Below are 17,467 nucleotides of genomic sequence, written 5' to 3'. Positions count from 1 at the left end.
TGGTTACCAGGTCGCTCCCCGTTCGCCATGGCCCATCCCGCAGGGGAGATCTCGCGCTCCTCGCGCCCGAGCACGCGTTCGCTCTCCTGACGCTACTTCTTCTCGCCCTGCTTGTCGCCCGTCGCGCCGCCGCTCGCCTCCACGAGGGAAGGTGGCGGGTCCGACTGGACCGTCTTCGCGTCGCCGGGCTCGAGCGTCACCATCATGGTCCGGTTGCCGCGCTCCGGGTCCACGAACGTCACCTCGTGCGATCCGGGCGCGACCTTGCGCCCCGAGATCGGCGTCGTCCCGATGGGCTTGCCGTCCAGCAGGATCTCGGTCGGCTGCGCGGCGATCACGTCGAGCATCGGCGCGTCGTCGAGCGGAGGCTCGGGCTCCGGCTCGGGCTCGGCGGCGATCGGCGCCGGTCGCGGGGGCTCCGGCGGCGGCGTCGGGGCGCCGCCGCAGCCGGCGATGGCGAGGGTGACGAGGAGGGTGGAGGTGCGAAGCATGGACCCAAAGCTAGACAGGAAACGCGCGGGAGGAAATGGTGAGGTTGACCTTACCGCGCAGCGCTCCGCCACGGCGCGCTCGCTGCGGCCCAGGCAGGGCGCGCAGGCCCACCGGGGGGATCCCCACCGAGACGGCGGCGAGCCTCTCTCAATCGAGGAGGGGCTCTTTCCCCCGATCGAGCGATCGCCCGGTCATCCGCCGCCGCTGCCGTAAGGACGGGTGATGATCTCGAGGAAGTGTCCGGCGGGATCGGGGAAGTAGACGCCGCGCCCGCCGTCATGGTGGTTGATCTCCCCGGGGTGCTGCGCTCTGGGATCGGCCCAGTACGGGATCTGGCGTTCGCGGATTCGACCGAAGATCTCGTCGAACTCGGCCTCGCTGACCAGGAAGGCGAGGTGCTGGGAGCGGATCTCGCCAGGGGTGTCGATGAAGTCGAGCGTGACGTCGTTGTCGAGCCGCACCGTCAAGAAGTGCCCGAACGGCACCGGCGCCGAGAGGCCCAGGATCTCGGTCAAAAAGGTGGCGGACGTCGTCTTGTCCCGCGCCGGGACGATGGTGTGATTGAGCTGGACGGCCATGCTCACTTCCTCCCTTTCATGGGCGGTTGCCCATCTCCGGCGGATCTTGAGCGATCTCGCGGCGAGAGGCCACCTCCAGGCTGGCGCGATGACCTGGATCGAGCGGACTTTGCCGCCTCTCGGCCCTCGCCGCCGCGCGCCCGGGAGGATTGCTGGAGCCGGCGAGCGGCCTTAGGAGCCCCACCAGGATCGCGGCGCCGAAGCGCACCCCGCGCCCTCTGCGCGTCCGGGGTGGAGGGACGGTCGTACGCCGGAGCTGTCCGCGATCGAGGAGCGGCGAGAAATGGTGCGCATTCCGATGTTCGTCGTCGCGTTGCCCTGCAGCATGCTCGCGCTCACGGCGGCCTGCTCCGACCCCGCCCCGCCCACGCCGCCGCAGCCCGCCACCGACCCGGCGGCGGAGGAGGCCGCGCGGTTCATCGAGGCGGCCGAGGCGGAGCTGCATGAGCTCAGCACCTACAACAACCGCGCGGCGTGGGTGGCGGCGACGTACATCACCGTCGACACCGAGATCCTCGCGGCCGCGGCGAGCGCGAAGCTGCTCGGGGTGCAGGCCGATTACGCGAAGCGGGCCGCCCGCTTCCTCGACCTCGATCTGCCCTATGACGTCCGCCGCCGGCTCGAGCTCCTGCGAACGTCCCTCACGCTCTACGCGCCCGCCGATCCCGCGAAAACGAAGGAGGTCGCGACCATCGCGTCGAGGCTGGAGGCCATGTACGGAGCGGGCAAGTACTGCCCCGCGAGCGGCGAGTGCCTCACTCTCGAGGACCTGAGCAGGACCCTCGCGAAGAGCCGCGACCCCGAGGAGCTGAAGCGGGCGTGGGTCGGCTGGCACACGGTCTCTGCCCCCATGCGGGCCGATTTCACGCGGCTCGTCCAGCTGGCGAACCAGGGCGCCCGCGAGCTCGGGTTCAAGGACACAGGCGACGCGTGGCGCTCGAAATTCGAGATGCGGCCCGGCGTGCTGTCGCGGGAGGTCGATCGGCTCTGGGGGCAGGTCAAGCCGCTCTACGACGCGCTCCACTGCTACGCGCGGGGCCGGCTCGCCGCGAAGTACGGCGAGGACGTCGCGCCCGGCAAGGGCCCGATCCGGGCGGATCTGCTCGGCAACATGTGGGCGCAGGACTGGAGCAACCTCTACGATCTCATGGAGCCCGAGGGCGCCGCGCCGATCTACGATCTCGACGCCGCGCTGCAGGCGAAGGGGTACACGCCGATCGAGATGGTGAAGACGGGCGAGCGCTTCTTCGTCTCGCTCGGGTTCGAGCCGCTCCCGGCCACCTTCTGGGAGCGGTCGCTCTTCGTCAAGCCGGCGGATCGCGACGTCGTCTGCCACGCGAGCGCGTGGAACATCGATGACGAGGAGGATCTGCGCATCAAGATGTGCATCGAGATCACGGCCGGCGACTTCCAGACGATCCACCACGAGCTCGGCCACACCTTCTACCAGCGCGCGTACAACCACCTGCCGCTCCTGTACCGCGACAGCCCCAACCCCGCGTTTCACGAGGCCATCGGCGACACGATCGGGCTCTCGGTCAGCCCGGAGTACCTCCAGCGGATCGGGCTCGTGGACCAGCTGCCCCCCGCCTCCAGCGATCTCTCGCTCCTCCTCCGCGAGGCCCTCGGCAAGATCGCCTTCCTGCCGTTCGCCGTCTCGGTCGACCGGTGGCGCTGGGGGGTGTTCTCGGGGGACATCCAGCCGGCGGGATACAACAAGGCCTACTGGGAGCTCCGGAGGAGGTACCAGGGAGTCGTGCCGCCGGTGCCTCGCTCCGAGTCGGACTTCGATCCTGGCGCGAAGTACCATGTGGCCGCGAGCGTCCCGTACATCCGGTACTTCTTCGCCCATATCCTCCAGTTCCAGTTCCACCGCGCGCTCTGCGAGGCAGCGGGGTACAAGGGGCCGCTCCACCGCTGCACGATCTACGACAGCGACAAGGCCGGCGAGCGTCTCCGGCGGATGCTGGAGATGGGGCGGAGCCGCCCGTGGCCGGAGGCGCTCGAGGTGGTGACGGGATCGCGGCGGATGGATGCGGCGCCGATGCTCGACTACTTCGGGCCGCTCAAGGACTGGCTCGATCAGCAGAACCGCGGCAAGACGTGCGGGTGGTAGGCGGGGGCGCGCGGGATCAGGCCTGCGGCGGCGGCAGGTAGTCCGCCGGCGGCGTGTAGAAGGCGAAGCGCGTGACCGCGTGGTAGCCCATCACGTCGTACACGGGCCGCCCCAGGTCCGTCGCGTGGAGGACGGTCTTCTGGGCGCCGGTGGCGCTCAGCGCGTCGTCGAGACAGCAGCGCATCACCGCCTCGGCGTAGCCTTTGCGCCGGTGCTCGGCCGCGGTGGCGACGAAGCCCACGTACCGGATCCCCGCCACCATGAACGTCGCCGCGCAGCATACCGGCTGGTCGCCCACGTAGCCGACCCGCCCGAACGCCCGGTCGTCCCACAACGCCTCGTGGGCCAGGGCGGCGCGCCCGGTGGGGAGCGGGAGGCCATAGGCGACGGAGTTGAGATCGGCGACGGCGGCGCGCGCCTCGGCGTCGCCCACGCGCCTGAGCTCCAGGCCGGCGATCTCCCGCCGCGGGGTGGGGAGCGCGTCGGCCACCATGCCCATGATCGACACCGCAGGTTGGAAGCCGAGCCCGGCCAGGAGCTCGGCGGCCGCTTCCGCGTCGCCGCCGGGCGCCCAGCTGTCGGACAGCGCGAAGAACCAGGGGACGCCGCCGGTCCGGGCGAGCTCGGCGCCGATGCGCGCGCGGCGCTCCAGATCCGTGAGGTTGCCGGCCGGTGAGGAGAGCGTGGCGATGTTGAGCAGGGCCATGCCCGTGCCCGAGAGGATGACGGAGACACCGTCCGTGTGCTCGATCCGGTGGCCGGGGAGGCGGCGGCTGAAGTGGATCCAGGCGGCCAGGAACTGCGCGTTGCACTCTGCGATCTCGAGCGGGTCGGACATGGGAGACCTCCTCTGGACCGAGATATACCGGGCCGGGCGCCCGGCGATCGAGCTTTCGCCGTCGCGCGCGCGGGCCCCGCGGCGCTGCCGTGGCCGTCGGCTCGGCAGCAGCGAAGCGCTCTCGCCGAGCAGGATGATCCGATCGAACCTGGCGGATCAGGGCGCCGGATGTGACGAAGCCAACGCGAAGGTGCCAGTCCCAGAAGGACGCGGACCACGGGGCGGAGGTGCGCCGACGGGCGCGAGGGGGCCGAGGTGAGCGCCGCTCGTTCCCCCCTCGGGCGGCCTCACGGCTCGACCGACCCCAGCGTGTGGCAGTTGTTGCACGAGAAGTCGCCATTGCCGGTCGTGGGGTCGTACTGGACGCGCTGGAGCAGGCTGGCCATCTCGGGCACGACCTTCTCGAACATGAAGGTGCTCCACTCCGCGCGCTCGGGGTGCTCCGGGTCTTGCACGTACTCGAGGAACCCCTCCTCGGTGTCGGGCAGCACGGCGATCGCCGGGCTCGGCATGGCGTAGGCGCGCGTGGGCCCGTCGGCGCCGTGGCACGTCGCGCAGTCCATGGTCTCGAACGCCGGGTCGTACGCCACGAACACCTCCTTCATCCGCGGCAGGACGTCGCTGTTCATGTACGCGACGCGCTGCTCGAAGTTCATGTCCTTCCACGCGGTCGGCTCCGGATCGCTCGAGCCTCCCGCGCCGCCGCCCCCGGTCAGCTCCGGATCGCTCGAGCCTCCCGCGCCGCCGCCCCCGGTCAGCTCCGGATCACTGCCGTCCTCCGCGCCGCCGCACGCGGCGACGAACAGGCACGCTGCCATCGAGACGCGCCTCACGACCGCGCTCCTCGTCCGGCGATAGGAACGCGGCGGCGCGTGTTCCGGCCGCTCCCGCGCTGCCTTCGCGTCATTGGTGGCCGGTTCCGCGGTGATCATGGATCGCATGTCGTATCTCCTCTCCTGGGTCGTGCTGGTTCGAAGCGGGTCGTCCGGACGGCACTGACCGGATGCGCCCTGGTTCTACCGTCACGACGAACGGGCGGGCCCGAGATCGACACGCTCAGCGATGTTTTTTTGCTGCCGCCATCTGTCGACAACTGCTTGAAACTGCTGGGTCAACAGCGCGCCATTGCGGCGAGGCTCAACGTCGACTGAAGTCGCCCGACGCCGACTGATGTCCACTGACGCCGGCTGATGCCCACTGACGCCGGCTGATATCGGCTGATCTCGACGGACGCCGATCGGGGCAGGGGTATGGATGCTTTCTTCGATCCTCTCACGAGGGCGACGCCGCGCCGAGCGTCACCGGCACGGCCGTGGGCTTGCGGAAGAACAGGCTGGGCGCGTAGCTCGGCCGCGCCGCGGCGGCGAGGCGCAGCCCGGGGAACGCCGCGCGCAGCGCCTGCACGGCGCACCTCACCTCGATGCGCGCGAGGGGAGCGCCGATGCACGTGTGGACCCCCCAGCCGAAGCCGAGGTGCCGCCCGCGCGGGGGGGCGACGGGGCGGGTCACGTCGAACCGATCCGGGCTCGGGAAGACCGTGGGGTCGTGGTTGGCGGCCCCGAAGAAGGCGAACGCCGTGGCGCCCGCGGGGATCTCGACGCCGCCGACGACCGCGGGCGCCGTCGCGCGCCGCGGCTCCATCTGCACGGGCGCGTCGATCCGGAGCGTCTCCTCGATCGCCGCCTGGAGCAGCGCCGCGTCGCCGCCGATGGCGTCCCAGAGCGCGGGCGCCTCCAGCAGGCGGAGCACGAGAGAGCCGATCAGGCTCGCGACGGTCTCGTAGCCGGCGAAGAACAGGACGATGATATGCGAGATCATCTCGTCGACCGACAGCGGCGCCTCGCCGTCGACGCGGGCGCCGATCAGGGCGGTGATGAGGTCGTCGGCAGGCTCGGCGCGGCGCCGCTCGATGAGGGCGGTCAGGTAGCGCTCGTAGGAGACGAACCGCCGCGCCGCCTCCACCTTTCGCGCCGTGTCGGCCGTCGGATCGTAGAGCGTGAACCGCTCGTCCTGGCAGGCCCTGAGCAGGGGCGCGTCCTCGAGCGGTATCCCGACGAGGGCGGCGCTCATCTGCAAGGGGAGCGGGAAGGCGAGCGCCTGCATCAGATCCACAGGGCCGCTGCCCGGGTCCATGGCGCGCACCAGCTCGTTTGCGGCCCGGGCGATCGCCGGCTCGAGGGAGGCGACCCTCGCCGGCGTGAACCCCTTGGAGAACAGCGCCCGCGCGCGCGTGTGCCCGGGAGGGTCGTTGTTGAAGAGCGCCGGCGGCAGCTCGTACACGCCCTGCTTGAGCTCGGCGATCACCTCCGGCGGCAGATCCGGCGGCAGGTCGAGGATGTGCGCGGAAGAGAACGCGACCGGCTCGCGGAGCACCTGCGTGAGCTCGGCGTGGCCCGTGACGAGGTAGGCGGAGAACGCCTCGCTGTAAGCGACCGGCGCCTCCCGGTGCGCCGCCTGATAGAAGGCGCGCGCGGGGTCGTCGGCATAACCCGGCGAGAAGGGCTGGAACAGCGCGCCGACCCGGCGCGCGCTCGCGCCGGCCGGCGTCCCCTGAGGGGTGTTCTCTTCAAGCATCGGCCCCGAGGCTACCGGGTCCGGCGAGCGAGGGAAACAGCCCGGGAGATCGGCAGAACGCCCGCCCGAGGAGGGCGCTCGGCGCGCAGGCGCAGACGAGGACCGCGGCGATGGTCATGCTCGCGGCGCGGCGCGCCGAGGGGCCAGCGTGCACCACACGAGGTGCTCGCGGTGCCGAGGGGACCGCGACCGCCCTCGGCGTCGCCTCGATCTCGACCAGGCGGTTCACGCTCGGCCGAGCCGCCCCGCCGCGCGCGTCCGCCTGATGGGATGGGACCTAGAGGTCCTGGAGGGAATCACATCCGATGCTCCTGCCGAGAGAGTGGCAGGAGATGGCGGTCTCCGGCGCCAGGTCCGGGCGATGGATGTTGGGAGTCCGGTAACAGGTGGACTGGTCATTGCCGACGATCAGATATGCCCACCGCCTCCCCGTCGGGGTGGGGCCCGACATCGTGCAATCGAGCCTGCTCCCTGCCACGAACCCGGTCACGATCGCTTGCTCGGTCTCGCCGGCTTCTTCGCTGTCGACCGACGGATCCATGGAACCCACGCAGGCGGAGCCGGAGACGCAGACGAGCCCTGTCACCAGCGCCATGCCGAGCCAGTTCTGGAGATTGCGACGATTGCTCATACTTCCCCTCTTTCTACGACGTAGACTCGTTGCCGACGACGGAGACTCGTCGCGGTGGAGCCCCGGTGGTCACCGTTCGCGAGCCTCGTCGGATTCACGAGCAAGAGCTATGCTCGGGGCGTCTGTCACCCGACGCTACAGCGTCACTGGCTTGACTTCACTTGACTTCAGATATCGAGGCATCTCCGCTCCCGGGGAAAAATCGTGCGACAGGGACACGGAGAACGTCACGAGAGCCAGGGAAACGAGCGACATCGAAGATGGATACGATCGCCAGGGACACGGAGCCTGGCGACAGGACATGGAGAACGCCGCCAGGGACACGAAATCGAGCGACCTGGATGTGGAGATCCTGGTCAGGGACACGATCAGCGCCGACAGCGAACTACGGAGTTGCCGGCAGGGACATGCGGACCGCCGTCAGGGCCGAGGTATGGCGTGCCAGGGACGACGCACGGCGTGCCAGGGACAAGACGCGGCGTTGCCAGGGACAAGACGCGACGCGCCAGGGGACAGGACGCGGCATGCCAGGGACAGGACGCGGCATGCCAGGGACAGGACGCGGCATGCCAGGGACAGGACGCGGCGCGCCAGGGACACCCGGGCGCGCCTTCGCCTGTCCCTGGCGCCGCCGTCACGCCGGCTCTTGCGCGCTCATGGGCGCCGCGGGGGAGCGCGCAGGACGAGGCCGCGCGCGCCATCGCGCGGCTCGCGCTTCACAGCACGTGCGGGAGCGGCAAGGCGAGCCCGGTGAGCGGCGGCATCTGACCGGCGCGCGCCAGCGCGTCGCCGTACACGGCGTCTCCGCTGCGGAGGTCGCCGAGCCGGCGCGGGGCGAAGCGGATGTCGTCGAAGACCGCTGTGCAGCCGTCGCCTGCGGGCGACTGGGCCGAGAAGCCGACGGCGAGCTCCGCCGTGCTGCCCAGCGAGAAGCTGCGGACGAGGCGCCATGTCGTCCCGTCGGTGGAGGCGTGGAACGCGCACACCCGCCCGAGCCGCGAGACGCGCAGCCAGACATGATCCGCGTCGACCTCGAAGGATCGGCGGTCGTCCGACAGGCCGCGGGTCACGACGGAGACGACCGTCGGGGCGCCCTCCGGCGAGAGCTCGAAGCAGAGCTTCGCCCACGAGCGCTCGTGCGCCCAGAGGAGCAACACGCCCGCGTCGCGCACCGCCGAGAAGCCCACCGTCACCCGCGCGCTGGCAAGGAAGTCCCCGTGCGGCGTCCCGAGCAAGCGCGGCGCGTTCAGCGCGCCCCGCGTGCGCTCCGGATCGAGGAACAGGTCGGTCTCGCCGCCCGCTGTGACGGTCAGGCTCGACGCTTTCGCGGCGCTCCAGCTCCTGGGCGGTACCTCCCAGCGGAGTGGTGTGGGCCACGGCGTTAGGTGCACAGGTTCGCTCACCTCGTCTCCCTCCCCTGCATCGCGTCGATGGTACCGGAGTGTGCTCCTGTGTTGTCGTGGAATCGTTTCGGTGTGTATGGAGGATCTCGGTTCTATGCGAATTACCGTCCTTCTGATCTCTTGCTGCTCGATTGGAATCCTGGCAGGGTGCTTCACCTCGCGGAAGGGACCGCCGGAGTTCCTGCTCGGCGCGAGGGCGGTGCGCACATCGCCTGGTGGTGATGGTGACCGGGACGAGAACGCCAGCACCGGGGTCACCGGCACCGGCTATGCGGACGCAGCGGCCGCCCTCGCCAGTGCGGCCGGGTCGACCGTCGCAAACCGCGCGTTGTACGATACCTGCTACGCGGCGTGTCCAACCGGGACGGCGTGCGACGCCGCCACAGGGATGTGTTTGCGGCAGCCGTGCGGGGGGAAATGCCCGGCCGACTACCGCTGCAAGGTCGTCGAGGGGAAGGAGGCCTGCGTCCTCGGCGAGCCCGACCGCGGCGTCATGTCGCCGCCGGCCGCGCCCGGGGCAGGGGAGCTCGGGCCGGGAGCGGCGCCCGGGGATGCGCCGGGGCCGCGCATCACCGGGGATGCGCCGGGGCCGCGCGTCAACTGAGGAGCGGCGCCCCGCGCGATCACCGCCCCTCGATCCGCCTCATCACCTCCGCATAGACCTCGCGCCGGTCCGGCCGAGCGCGGCCCAGCGCGTCCTTGAGCGCGGGGAGCGCCGGCGCGCCCACGTGCCCGAGCCCCTCCGCGGCCGCGCGGCGGACGACCGCGTGCGGGTGCAGGAGCAGGCCCACGATCGCGGGGAGCGCCGGCGGCCACGGCGCAAAGCAGAGGATCCGGATCGCCGAGCGGACAACGTCCGGCAGCGGGTCCGAGAGCAGCGCGCACGTCGCGCGCAGGTAGGCGGCGCGATCGACCGCGTCGCGGAGCAGCCGGTGCGCGTGGAGCCGCACCCGGGGGCGCCGATCGCCGAGCAGCTCCACGAGCAGCGCCGCGAGCTCCCCGTCGGGCGCCCCGGCCAGCGCCGAGAGCGCCCGGCGCGCCTGCTCCGCGTCGCCTGCGCGCGCGAGCCGCACGAGCTCCTGCCGCGACAGACCTCGGTCGCTCGCCTCGGGCGCCTGCGGCTCCGGGCGCGCGCGCAGGGCCTCCAGCGCCCGCGCGTCCTCGGCCGCACGTCCCCCTCCGGGCGGCCGGAGCGGGCCGTCGTCGAGCGAGAGCCGCCCGGCCAGATCGGCGCGCCCCTCGGCGCGGAGGCGCTCCACCACGGCCTCGAGCTCCGGCGTCCGGAGCAGCCGCTCGCTGGCGACCAGATCGAGGTAGCCCCACGCCCCCTGCCGGAGGCGATCGACAAGCCGAGCCGCCCGCGCGTCGGGCGCGACGCGGCGGATCGCCTGGGCCGCCGCCGCGCGCGTCGCCGGCGCGCCCGACTCCCACCACGAGAGCAGCTGCGGGAACAGGCGCTCCGCTTCCGGCGGCATCAGCTGGGCCGCGAGGCGCGCCGCGCGCTCCCGGCGCGCCTCGTCGGCCGGGTCGCCCCGGAGCTCTTCCTCGGAGAGATCGAGCAGCGAGTGCGCCAGGGAGGGCAGCCCCGGGCGGTCGACGCCGTGCACGTCGCCGCGCAGGTAGGCCCGCAGCACGGCGGCGCGGGCGTCGGGCTCCGGCCAGGAGAGGAGCGCGACGGCGGCGTGGGTCCGGAGCTCGGGCGCCGGCGCGGCCAGCATCGACAGCAGGCGCTCGCGGAGCGCGGCCGAGCGCGGCTGGTCGAGATCGAACGGCCGGGGCACCCGCGCCTCGCCGCTCGGCGCGGCCGCCTGCTCGGCGAGGGTCCAGGGCGGCGCGCCGATCGGCTGGAGCGACTCCATCCAGTCGAGCAGCGCCGGCCGCGCCGGCTCGGCCGCGGCCGGGAACACCTCGATGAGCGCGGCGAGCTGCGCGCGCGAGCCGAGGCCGCCGCGCGGCCCCGCCCTGAGCGCCGCGAGCGCCGCCGGCTCCAGCGCCGCGGCCCGGAGCGCCGCCCGCCACGCGGCCGCGCCCTCGGGATCCTCGCCATCACCCGCCTCGGCCGTCACCCCGAACGCCTCGCGCAGGATCGCCGGCTCGGCCGTCCACGGATCGGCGGCGGCGCGCGCCATCGCGAGCGCCTGGTCCACGTCGGCGCGCCCGAGGATCGCCCCGCACCGCCGCAGGAGCGCGAGCGGCGATCGGCGCGCCCCCGGCGCCGGCGCGAGCCCGCGCACGCGCGCCGCGACGCCGAGCGCCTCGGCGCGCGCGAGCTCGGGCGCCGCCTCCTCGAGCAGCGGGAGCAGCCCGTCGCGCAGATCGGCCGCCGCCGCGGCGAGCCCGTCGAGCAGCACCGCGGCGTGCCGGGCGTACAGGCGCGCCTCGACGGGCGACCACGGGGCGGTGGACGCGCGGACGATCAGCCGGAGCGCCGCGTCGCGCAGCGCCGGCTCGTCCGCCGCCAGGCGGAGCCACTCCGGCGCGAGCTTCCGCAGGGCGGCGAGCCACCGCTGCGTCAGCGCCGCCTGCCGCTCGAGCAGGCGCCGCGCCGTCGCGTCGTCCCAGCCGTCGCGGGCGAGCGCGGCGGCGAGCGCGTCCGCGGCGCCTGGGGGAGGCGCGGCGCCCGGCCGCCCTCGCACGCGGGCGGGGAGGCCGTGCGCCTCGATCTCCACGGCGAGCTCGTCGGCGGTCCCGGAGGCGAGGGCGATCTCGCCGTCGAGCACCCGCTCGAGCAGGCGCGCCGCCGCGGCCGATCCCTGGCGGAGCCCGCTCCGGATCGCCTGGGCCGACAGCTTGCCGCTCAGGGCGTCGAGCAGCCGGTCGCGGGCGCGCTCGTCCTCCACCGCCCCTGCGGCGGCGAGGATCGTCGCCTCGCAGGCCGGTCCGACGATCGCCCGCAGCGCGGCCTCGAGCGCCGCGCGCAGCCCCGGGTTGTCGTGGCGGCCGAGCCAGAAGACGAGCTTCGGCGCGGCCTCGGGCCCGCCCGCCCGCGCCAGGGCCTCGGCCGCCGTCTTCTTGATGCTCATGTTCGGGTGATCGAGGCACGCGGTGATGGCGGGGCAGGCCCAGCGCGCCTCCATGCCCCCGAGCGCGCGCAGCGCCTGCCTCGCCGTCTGCACGTCGCCCGCGCCCGTGAGGAGCGTCAGGCTGGCCGAGAGCGCCTCGGCGCCGTCCTCGGCGAGCAGCGCGATCACGCGCTTGCGCACGCGGGGATCGCGGTGGCGGAGCAAGCGCGGGACGCGCGAGCGCGCGGCATGACCGCGCGCCGAGCGCAGCAGGTCGACGAGGAGCGCGCGCTCGCCCGCGGACACGCCGGGCCGGTCGAGGAGGTCGAGGGCGAGGCTCGCGAGCAGCGCGTCGCCGGCGGCGCTCTCGCTCGCGGCGTCGAGGAGGCAGACAGGCCGGATCTTCCGGCGCTGGTGGAGCCGCCGCCCGAGGCCGCGGATCGCCTCCGCGACATCGTCCGGGATCGCCGGCTCCGCGGGCCGCGCGGGGCCCCGGTCGAGGTCGCGCTCGGGCGGCTCGGCCGGCCCGCCGGGGGCCCACGCCGCGGCCTGGTCCGCCGCGATCCGGAGCAGCAGATCGGCGATCGCCGGCAGGGCGCTCGCGTCGCCCGCGCGCGCGAGCGCCCTGAGCGCGTCCGCTGGCGTGCACCGCTTCACCGCGCGCTGGAGCACCGCGAGCTCCGCCGCCTCGGCCCCGGCGAGGTCGGCGGCGATCTCGGCCGGCAGGTCCCGGGGGTTCAGGCGGGCGACGAGCGCGCGCCGGTCCGCCGGATCCTCCGTCAGGTGCCAGAGCAGCGCCGCGGCGCGGTGGCGCTCGCCTCGGAGGTGCGGCGCCGTGGCCGCGCCCGCGCCGCCCTGGCCCAGCGCGGCCCGGAGCGCCTCCGCCGTGCGTGGGCCGCCGATCGCGGCGAGCGCCTCCAGGGCCGCGGCGGGCGCGCGCGGCAGGGCGGCGAGCACGTCGTCCTCCGCGGCCGCGTGGCGCAGGGCGCCCAGCGCGCGCAGGAGGGGCGCGGGTGATGGCGCGTCGCGGAGCTTCTCGGCGAGCGCGTCGCCGAGCGGCAGATCCGCCGCGCCCTGCCGCGCCATGGCGACGATGATCTCGGCGCGGCGCGGCCAGCTCGCGTCGCCGCCCGGCACCGCGGCGAGCGCCGACAGGAGCGCGCGGCGGCAGGTGAAGGCGATAGCCGCGACGTCCTCCGCGGCGATCGTGGGATCGGCGAGGGCGAGATCGAGCAGGGCCGCCGCGTGCTCCGGGGCGGGGAAGTGCCCGCGCCGGTGCAGCGCGCGCAGGCAGGCGATCGCGCTCGGGCCGAGCAGCAGCGGATCGCCCGCCGCGACGCGCAGGATGGCGCCGACGTCCTCGCGGGTCGCGTGCTCGCCGAGGAGCGTGAGCGCCCGCTGCCGGAGCCGCGGCGGCGCGTCCTCGCGGGAGACGAACGCGCGGAGCGCGGCGCCCTCGCCGTGGCGCGCCGCCGTCTCCAGCGCGGCGGCGGCCACCTCGGGGGCGCCGCCGAGGAGCTGCCCGAGGCGCGCGCCCGGGAGCGGCGCGCCGGCGAGGACGGCCCAGGGCGCGGCGAGCTCGCGCAGCGCGCCCGCGACGATCGCGGGCGCCGCCGCGTCGAGCAGCGCGGCGAGCACCGCGCGCGCCTGCTCGGGCGCGAGCAGCGCCGCGTGCAGGCATCGCCGGGTGAGGTCGAGCGCCGCGGCCGCGAGGACCGGATCGCGGCGCGCCGCGAGCTCGGGGAGGAGCGCCTCGGGCGCGGGGATCTCGGCCGGATCGAGCGCGTGGAGCGCCTGGTAGAGGAGCTCGCCGGCGGGCTCGCCGCGGACGGCCTCCGGCCGCGTGAGGATCTCGGTCCGGAGCCACGCGACGCGAACGGCGGCGGGGAGCGAGGCCTCGCGCCACGCCGGGAGGCGCTGATCCGGGAGGGAGGGCCACAGCTCGCGGTAGAGCCCGGCGAGGAGCAGCGCGACCTCCGGCGTCCTGTCCAGCGTGCGCAGCGTGCGCGGGAGCAGCGCCGCGAGCTCTCGCCGCCCTGCGCTGCCCTCGCGCCGGGCGTCCTGGGCCATCCGGGTGAGCCCGAGGTACCGCACGCGCTCGTCCTCGTGCTCGACGAGCTGGCGGAGCATCTCCTTGCTGCAGCGCGCTTCACCGACGTGCTCGACGTGCTCGGCGAGCCACCGCACGTCCGCGCGGCGGAGCGCCGCGGCGAACGTCTCGTCCAGGTGCACCATGGCGGCGCCATCGTAGACCGGCGCGCGGCGGCGCGGCGCCGGAGTTACTCCGACGGCCTGCTCCCCGTCACGGCAGCGCGCGACAGATTCAGCAGCGCCTTCGCGCGCGAGTACGCGATGTACGGGTTGTCCGTGGAGCCGCCGAGATCGTCGGCGTCTTCCCCTGGGCCCTGCGCCCTCACCGGGAGCCAGAGGTAGTCGGGGTGCATCGACTTGCCGTTGATGCCGTTGACGAGGGCGGGGTTCCTGATCCACTCGCCGCCGATCACGGCCAGCCGATCGTCGAGCTCGAGCACGTAGTGGAGCTCCACGTTCATGAGCGGGATGTTGCGCTGCGCGGGGGGCTGGAGGAGCTGCTCGGGGCTCACCTCGTCCGAGACCATCCCGTAGCGCCCGCTGACCCGGACGAAGCGCCTCGCGTACGGGTTGAACCGGTAATTGTAGCAATCCGCCCCCTGGAACCCGCCGTTACAGACGAGCCGCGCTGCCTCCTGCGCGCTCACCTCCGCCATCGCGTCGATGGCGAACGACGTGACCGGGTAGCTCCACACCTCGCGGTGCCAGGTGTAGTCGACGACGAACGCGCGCCGCGCCCGGGCGCTGGACGTCGAGCTGATGGAGCTCGCGCCCAGCCCGAGGAGGCCGGTCATGGCGATGTGCATCGTCCCGGGGTTCAGGTCGCGGCACGCCGGATCGACGGGCCTGCCGTACTGATCGCGCTGGACGAGGTCCTCCCGCGCCTCGCAGCGCCGCCCGGACACCGTGGCCGAGTCGCTGTGGTACACCTCGGTCATGAGCGCCTCGATATCGGCGGTGCGGAACAGGATGCACCCCGTCTCCACCGAAGCGCACGTGGTCACCTGGCCGCCCGAGAGCTTCACGCGGATGTCGCGCTGCGGCGGCCCGCCGTCCTCGGCGACGACGTAGGCCGCCCAGCCGTTGCAGTGTCCCCACCAGTACTCCGGGGTCACCCCTTGATACAGGCCGTGGTGCTTCAGCTCCCAGTACGTCGTCGGCCCCGCCACGCGCGTCGCCCGGGGAGCGCGCAGCCCGTCAGCCCGGCCCATCTCCAAGGTGATTGCGCCCGCGGGTGCATCGAGGGACCGGCCCTGTCCCGCGTAGAACAGGAGATCGTACTTCTCGGCCGGCGAGAGATTGTCTGGATCGGACGTCAGATCGCCGTAGTCCTTGACCGCGGAGTTCCACCGGTCCGCGATGCCGTTCCTGTTCTGCGGCCACCACTGCGAGGCGAAGGGGCCCGTGGAGTGGCCTTGCAGCAGGCTCGAGTTCAGCGCCACGTACGACCCCCTGAGCTCCGGATGCAGGCTCGTGGGCAGGTTCGCGCCGTCGATGGCCTCTCGCGTCCCGGTCAGCGGGATGAGGAGCGAGTGCGAGCCGCCGAGGATCTGCCCGGTCTCCGGCGAGAAGCCGAGCACGTACGGAATCGATCCACCCTCGATGAAGCGCGGCGTCTCCGGCCGCGCGCCGCTCTGTATCTGCAGAGCGGCCACGCCTTCGCGTGGCGGCTCTTGCTGATCCAGGTCCATACAGCCCAGCGCGAGAACCGCTGAGCCCACCGCCATCGCCCCGATGCGCATTGTCATGGCCGCTCCCCCCGACGCCTACCCTGTGCCACCTGGGTCGCCGGTGTCTGCAGAGGTCAGGCCAGCGGAGAGGAGGATGCGTCGCGCAATCGATGCACGCGCGCGGCACGCACGCGCAGCCGTGCTGCAGTGAAGGTCTCGTTAGTCCTTTGCGTACTCCTTTGCGTGCGGGCGCATGCGCTCCAGACGGCCGATGGTGCGCTCGCGCGGCTCTGGCCCGCGCACGGAGAGCGTCCACGGCGGGCTCTCGCCCGGGAGGGTCTCCTGCGGCGTCACGTCCTCGTGCGAGCCGAGGTCGTGGCGGGCGAGCTCGGGCCCGGCACGCGGCGGGCGAGCTCGGGCCCGGTACGCCACGCCGGGCCCGGCGGACGGCGCGCCGCGCGCTGCGCGCTGCGCGCTGCGCCAGCGGACGCAACGTCGTCCTCGCGCCCTGGGCGGTTCTGTCGTCCGGTGACATGGCGGGCGGCCGGTCCCGCGGACGTGTCTCGACGCCGCACCGGGCGGCGAGGCGCGGCGAGGTGCGCGAGGCGGCGAGCAGGGCGAGCAGGGCGAGCCGACCGATGCGGCGCCGGCACGCACACGACCGAGCGCTCGAGGCCATCTGGCCGCGGATCGCGCCCGTTGACACCCCCATGAAACATAGATAAGTTCACCGTCGCACGTCGTCGGAAACGCCGGCGGAAGCCGACATCTTGAGCAGCGAAGCCGCTGCGCCTCCGGATCGCTCATCAGGCGGCCGAGGCAGGTCGGCAGGATCGACCGAGTCGATCCAGTCGAAGGAAAGGGTTGACAGGTTCGAGGCAGGCCGTTAGAAGGCCCGCCCCGAGCTGAGGACCAGCAGCTGAGCAGCGGAGACGCTGCGGCTCTGGGCCGCTCGCTTGACCGGTCCAGGCCGGTCGGTGAGCAGGGCGACCGGGCGACTTCAGCGAGACTCCCCGGGAGTCCGTTCGAAGGGCCGGGTGATCGAGCAACCCGGTCAGCGAGTCGATCTTCTCGCTCGAACTTCTCGAAAGAGAACGCGAGAGAAAGGGTTGACAGGTTCGAGGCAGGTCGTTAGAAAGCCCGCCCCGAACCGGCGGATCGGAAACCGAGCAGCGGAAGCGCTGCCGGCCCGGGCCGCTCGGTTGGTTGTTGTGGATGTGAGCGGTTGTGACAAGTCGGCCTTCTCGAAAGAAAAGGTTGACAGATTCGAGGCAGGCGGTTAAAAAGCCCGCCCCGAACGACGGAGCTGGAGAGTCGGCAAGCAAGGGCTTGTGTCTCTCTGGGCCGATCGAGGCCAGCCTCAGCGAGAGGCGAGCGACGCGACGAGGTGACCCGAGAGGGGAGCCGCAGTCGAGTCGGCTCGGCCGGAGGCGGGCACGGATTGCGGATGGTCGAGGTGAGCTTGTCTCTCCTCCTCGGTCCTTGAAAACTGGGTTGTATGCCTACGAAGTGACGTGGGTCCCAAAGGCGAGCGCAAGCTCGACCTCGCACGTCATAAAGACGAGCAAGTCAGGCGGTGTTAGCCACCGTCTGATGCAACAGGATTTAACTGGAGAGTTTGATCCTGGCTCAGAACGAACGTTAGCGGCGCGCTTAACACATGCAAGTCGAGCGAGAAAGGGCTTCGGCCCCGGTAAAGCGGCGCACGGGTGAGTAACACGTAGGTAATCTGCCCCCAGGTGGTGGATAACGTTCCGAAAGGAGCGCTAATACAGCATGAGACCACGCCTTCGAAAGGAGGTGAGGTCAAAGCCGGCCTCTTCATGAAAGCTGGCGCCAGGGGATGAGCCTGCGGCCCATCAGCTAGTTGGTAGGGTAATGGCCTACCAAGGCGAAGACGGGTAGCTGGTCTGAGAGGATGATCAGCCACACTGGAACTGAGACACGGTCCAGACTCCTACGGGAGGCAGCAGTGGGGAATCTTGCGCAATGGGCGAAAGCCTGACGCAGCGACGCCGCGTGAGTGATGAAGGCCTTCGGGTTGTAAAGCTCTGTGGAGGGGGACGAATAAG

The 17,467-nt window shown here is 72.7% G+C and carries 11 protein-coding genes and 1 rRNA gene (1 of these 12 running past the window's edge); 3 read left to right on the top strand and 9 right to left on the bottom strand.

Annotated features, from left to right (window positions below; all coding sequences use genetic code 11):
* Window positions 1–92: 92 nt before the first annotated feature.
* Both WMF44_RS21600 and WMF44_RS21595 read right to left on the bottom strand, forming a co-directional pair.
* Window positions 93–491 carry a PEGA domain-containing protein gene (locus WMF44_RS21600; RefSeq protein WP_437300989.1) on the bottom strand — a complete coding sequence of 133 codons (399 nt, stop codon included), beginning with the start codon at window positions 489–491 and terminating at the stop codon, window positions 93–95.
* 192 nt (window positions 492–683) lie between these two features.
* Entirely contained in the window at window positions 684–1,070 is a 387-nt protein-coding gene (locus tag WMF44_RS21595; protein WP_437300988.1) for a VOC family protein, read from the bottom strand.
* Window positions 1,071–1,353: 283 nt separating this feature from the next.
* On the opposite strand from WMF44_RS21595, the gene WMF44_RS21590 reads away from it, so the two are divergent.
* Window positions 1,354–3,186, top strand: a complete 1,833-nt coding sequence (locus tag WMF44_RS21590; RefSeq protein ID WP_437300987.1) for a M2 family metallopeptidase — start codon at window positions 1,354–1,356, stop codon at window positions 3,184–3,186.
* A 16-nt stretch (window positions 3,187–3,202) separates the two neighbouring features.
* Here the strand turns inward: WMF44_RS21590 and WMF44_RS21585 are convergent, their stop codons facing one another.
* The 5 genes from WMF44_RS21585 to WMF44_RS21565 all read right to left on the bottom strand — a co-directional run bounded on the left by WMF44_RS21585 (window position 3,203) and on the right by WMF44_RS21565 (window position 8,632).
* Window positions 3,203–4,024 (bottom strand): GNAT family N-acetyltransferase, encoded by an 822-nt coding sequence (locus WMF44_RS21585; protein WP_437300986.1) that lies wholly within the window; start codon window positions 4,022–4,024, stop codon window positions 3,203–3,205.
* A gap of 287 nt (window positions 4,025–4,311) precedes the next feature.
* Complete coding sequence (locus tag WMF44_RS21580) at window positions 4,312–4,857, bottom strand: hypothetical protein (RefSeq protein ID WP_437300985.1); 546 nt, start codon at window positions 4,855–4,857, stop codon at window positions 4,312–4,314.
* A 439-nt stretch (window positions 4,858–5,296) separates the two neighbouring features.
* Window positions 5,297–6,598 carry a cytochrome P450 gene (locus tag WMF44_RS21575; RefSeq protein ID WP_437300984.1) on the bottom strand — a complete coding sequence of 434 codons (1,302 nt, stop codon included), beginning with the start codon at window positions 6,596–6,598 and terminating at the stop codon, window positions 5,297–5,299.
* 277 nt (window positions 6,599–6,875) lie between these two features.
* On the bottom strand, window positions 6,876–7,229 hold the full coding sequence (locus WMF44_RS21570) for a hypothetical protein (RefSeq protein WP_437300983.1): 354 nt from the start codon (window positions 7,227–7,229) through the stop codon (window positions 6,876–6,878).
* Window positions 7,230–7,945: 716 nt separating this feature from the next.
* Window positions 7,946–8,632 carry a DUF1349 domain-containing protein gene (locus WMF44_RS21565; RefSeq protein ID WP_437300982.1) on the bottom strand — a complete coding sequence of 229 codons (687 nt, stop codon included), beginning with the start codon at window positions 8,630–8,632 and terminating at the stop codon, window positions 7,946–7,948.
* A gap of 94 nt (window positions 8,633–8,726) precedes the next feature.
* Here WMF44_RS21565 and WMF44_RS21560 point away from each other — a divergent pair, with 94 nt between their 5' ends.
* A complete protein-coding gene (locus tag WMF44_RS21560) occupies window positions 8,727–9,236 on the top strand; it encodes a hypothetical protein (protein ID WP_437300981.1) in 510 nt (169 codons plus the stop codon).
* Window positions 9,237–9,255: 19 nt separating this feature from the next.
* Here WMF44_RS21560 and WMF44_RS21555 read toward each other — a convergent pair whose 3' ends face one another.
* Together WMF44_RS21555 and WMF44_RS21550 are read right to left on the bottom strand one after the other, a co-directional pair.
* Window positions 9,256–13,869 (bottom strand): HEAT repeat domain-containing protein, encoded by a 4,614-nt coding sequence (locus tag WMF44_RS21555; RefSeq protein WP_437300980.1) that lies wholly within the window; start codon window positions 13,867–13,869, stop codon window positions 9,256–9,258.
* 44 nt (window positions 13,870–13,913) lie between these two features.
* On the bottom strand, window positions 13,914–15,473 hold the full coding sequence (locus tag WMF44_RS21550; RefSeq protein WP_437300979.1) for a hypothetical protein: 1,560 nt from the start codon (window positions 15,471–15,473) through the stop codon (window positions 13,914–13,916).
* A 1,528-nt stretch (window positions 15,474–17,001) separates the two neighbouring features.
* Between WMF44_RS21550 and WMF44_RS21545 the strand changes: the two genes are divergently transcribed.
* Window positions 17,002–17,467 (top strand): 16S ribosomal RNA (locus tag WMF44_RS21545); it runs 1,091 nt beyond the window's last position.

This window comes from Sorangium sp. So ce426 (assembly GCF_051475585.1).
GTDB lineage: Bacteria > Myxococcota_A > Polyangia > Polyangiales > Polyangiaceae > Sorangium > Sorangium cellulosum_B.
The sequence above is the reverse complement of the archived record's forward strand: the minus strand, read 5'-3'. Positions and strand labels throughout refer to the sequence as shown.

What these genes read in the sequence shown, in the direction of transcription:
- WMF44_RS21595 (WP_437300988.1), bottom strand. Translation starts at nt 1,070, where the DNA reads ATGGCCGTCCAGCTCAATCACACCATCGTCCCGGCGCGGGACAAGACG.
- WMF44_RS21560 (WP_437300981.1), top strand. Translation starts at nt 8,727, where the DNA reads ATGCGAATTACCGTCCTTCTGATCTCTTGCTGCTCGATTGGAATCCTG.
- WMF44_RS21585 (WP_437300986.1), bottom strand. Translation starts at nt 4,024, where the DNA reads ATGTCCGACCCGCTCGAGATCGCAGAGTGCAACGCGCAGTTCCTGGCC.
- WMF44_RS21590 (WP_437300987.1), top strand. Translation starts at nt 1,354, where the DNA reads ATGGTGCGCATTCCGATGTTCGTCGTCGCGTTGCCCTGCAGCATGCTC.
- WMF44_RS21570 (WP_437300983.1), bottom strand. Translation starts at nt 7,229, where the DNA reads ATGAGCAATCGTCGCAATCTCCAGAACTGGCTCGGCATGGCGCTGGTG.
- WMF44_RS21600 (WP_437300989.1), bottom strand. Translation starts at nt 491, where the DNA reads ATGCTTCGCACCTCCACCCTCCTCGTCACCCTCGCCATCGCCGGCTGC.
- WMF44_RS21575 (WP_437300984.1), bottom strand. Translation starts at nt 6,598, where the DNA reads ATGCTTGAAGAGAACACCCCTCAGGGGACGCCGGCCGGCGCGAGCGCG.
- WMF44_RS21555 (WP_437300980.1), bottom strand. Translation starts at nt 13,869, where the DNA reads ATGGTGCACCTGGACGAGACGTTCGCCGCGGCGCTCCGCCGCGCGGAC.
- WMF44_RS21550 (WP_437300979.1), bottom strand. Translation starts at nt 15,473, where the DNA reads ATGACAATGCGCATCGGGGCGATGGCGGTGGGCTCAGCGGTTCTCGCG.